Consider the following 2,724-nt stretch of genomic DNA (forward strand, 5'->3'; position numbering starts at 1 on the left):
AAGGATGTACGCCGGCTGGACCGGGTGATCATCCGGTTCGCGGGGGACTCCGGTGACGGTATGCAGCTCACCGGGGACCGCTTCACCTCCGAGACGGCATCGTTCGGGAACGACCTTTCGACACTGCCGAACTTCCCCGCCGAGATCCGCGCGCCCGCAGGCACCCTGCCGGGCGTTTCGTCTTTCCAGCTGCATTTCGCCGACCACGACATCCTCACCCCCGGCGACGCGCCCAACGTCCTGGTGGCGATGAACCCGGCCGCCCTGAAGGCCAACATCGCCGACGTGCCGCGCGGCGCGGAGATCATCGTCAACACGGACGAGTTCACCAAACGGGCGATGCAGAAGGTCGGCTACGCCACGAGCCCCCTGGAGGACGGTTCGCTGGACGGCTACAGCGTCCACCCCGTCCCCCTCACCACCCTGACCGTCGAGGCGCTCAAGGAGTTCGACCTCACCCGTAAGGAGGCCGAGCGCAGCAAGAACATGTTCGCGCTCGGGCTGCTGAGCTGGATGTACCACCGGCCGACCGAGGGCACCGAGAAGTTCCTGACGACCAAGTTCGCCAAGAAGCCGGACATCGCGGCGGCCAACATCGCCGCGTTCCGGGCGGGCTGGAACTTCGGCGAGACCACCGAGGACTTCGCGGTCTCCTACGAGATCGCGCCGGCCACCGCCGCGTTCCCGACCGGCACCTACCGCAACATCTCCGGGAACCTGGCCCTGTCCTACGGCCTGATCGCCGCCTCGACCCAGGCGGACCTGCCCCTCTACCTGGGCTCGTATCCGATCACCCCGGCCTCGGACATCCTGCACGAGCTGAGCCGGCACAAGAACTTCGGCGTGCGGACCTTCCAGGCCGAGGACGAGATCGCCGGCATCGGCGCCGCACTCGGAGCGGCCTTCGGCGGATCGCTGGCCGTCACCACCACCTCCGGCCCCGGTGTCGCTCTGAAGTCGGAGACGATCGGGCTCGCCGTCTCCCTCGAACTGCCGCTGCTGGTCATCGACATCCAGCGCGGCGGCCCCTCCACCGGCCTGCCCACCAAGACCGAACAGGCCGACCTGCTGCAGGCCATGTTCGGCCGCAACGGCGAGGCCCCGGTGCCGATCGTGGCCCCCCGGACGCCTGCCGACTGCTTCGACGCGGCCATCGAGGCCGCCCGTATCGCGCTCACCTACCGCACCCCGGTCCTGCTGCTGTCCGACGGCTACCTGGCCAACGGATCCGAACCATGGCGGATCCCGGAGACCGACGAACTGCCCGATCTGCGCGTGCAGTTCGCCCAGGGACCCAACCACACCCTGGACGACGGCACCGAGGTCTTCTGGCCCTACAAACGCGACCCGGGGACCCTCGCCCGACCGTGGGCGATCCCGGGTACGCCGGGTCTCGAACACCGCATCGGCGGCATCGAGAAGCAGGACGGCACCGGCAACATCTCCTACGACCCGGCCAACCACGACTTCATGGTGCGTACCCGGCAGGCGAAGATCGACGGCATCGACGTCCCCGATGTCGAGGTCGACGACCCGCACGGCGCCACCATCCTCGTCCTGGGCTGGGGCTCCACCTACGGACCCATCACCGCGGCGGTACGGCGGCTGCGGGCGGCCGGGGAGGCGATCGCGCAGGCCCACCTGCGCCACCTCAACCCCTTCCCGCAGAATCTCGGCACGGTGCTGAAGGCGTACGACAAGGTGGTGATCCCCGAGATGAACCTCGGGCAGCTCGCCACCCTGGTCAGGGCGAAATACCTGGTGGACGCCCACTCCTACAACCAGGTCAACGGAATGCCGTTCAAGGCCGAACAGCTCGCCACGGCTCTCAAGGAGGCCATCGATGGCTGAGACGACCGCGGAAGGCCCGGGCACGATCGAGGCGCTCACTCTGGTGCCCAAGGCCGAGGCCAGGCAGTCCATGAAGGACTTCAAGTCCGACCAGGAAGTGCGCTGGTGCCCCGGCTGCGGTGACTACGCGATCCTCGCGGCGGTGCAGGGCTTCATGCCCGAACTGGGTCTCGCCAAGGAGAACATCGTCTTCGTCTCGGGCATCGGCTGCTCGTCCCGTTTCCCGTACTACATGAACACCTACGGGATGCACTCCATCCACGGCCGCGCCCCCGCCATCGCGACCGGACTCGCCTCCTCCCGCCGGGACCTGAGCGTGTGGGTCGTCACCGGTGACGGCGACGCGCTGTCCATCGGCGGCAACCACCTCATCCACGCCCTGCGCCGGAACGTGAACCTGAAGATCCTGCTCTTCAACAACCGGATCTACGGGCTCACCAAGGGCCAGTACAGCCCCACTTCAGAGGTCGGCAAGATCACCAAGTCCACGCCGATGGGCTCCCTGGACGCGCCCTTCAACCCGGTGTCGCTGGCCATCGGCGCGGAGGCGTCGTTCGTGGCGCGGACCGTGGACTCCGACCGCAAGCATCTGACGGAGGTCCTGCGGCAGGCCGCGGCCCACCCGGGCACCGCCCTCGTCGAGATCTACCAGAACTGCAACATCTTCAACGACGGCGCCTTCGAGGTCCTCAAAGACCGCCAGCAGGCCGAAGAAGCCGTCATCCGCCTGGAACACGGGCAGCAGATCCGCTTCGGGGCACCACTCGACAGCGGCCTCGGCTCCAAGGGCGTCGTACGCGACGCCGTGACCGGCGACCTGAAGGTCGTCACCGTCACCCCGGAGAACGAGCCGCAGATCCTCGTCCACGACGC

At 68.0% G+C, this 2,724-nt stretch carries 2 protein-coding genes; both read left to right on the top strand.

The genetic code is table 11. The features are described from left to right. Window positions 1–1,851 (top strand): 2-oxoacid:acceptor oxidoreductase subunit alpha (locus O3Q52_RS51700; protein ID WP_269655340.1); only part of this gene is annotated, 1,851 nt, incomplete at its 5' end. Beyond that, window positions 1,844–2,724, top strand: an 881-nt coding sequence (locus O3Q52_RS51705) for a 2-oxoacid:ferredoxin oxidoreductase subunit beta (RefSeq protein ID WP_269655341.1), incomplete at its 3' end; no start/stop codon positions are given. The genes O3Q52_RS51700 and O3Q52_RS51705, both read left to right, overlap by 8 nt.

It is taken from the genome of Streptomyces sp. ActVer (assembly GCF_027270795.1).
Lineage (GTDB): Bacteria > Actinomycetota > Actinomycetes > Streptomycetales > Streptomycetaceae > Streptomyces > Streptomyces umbrinus_A.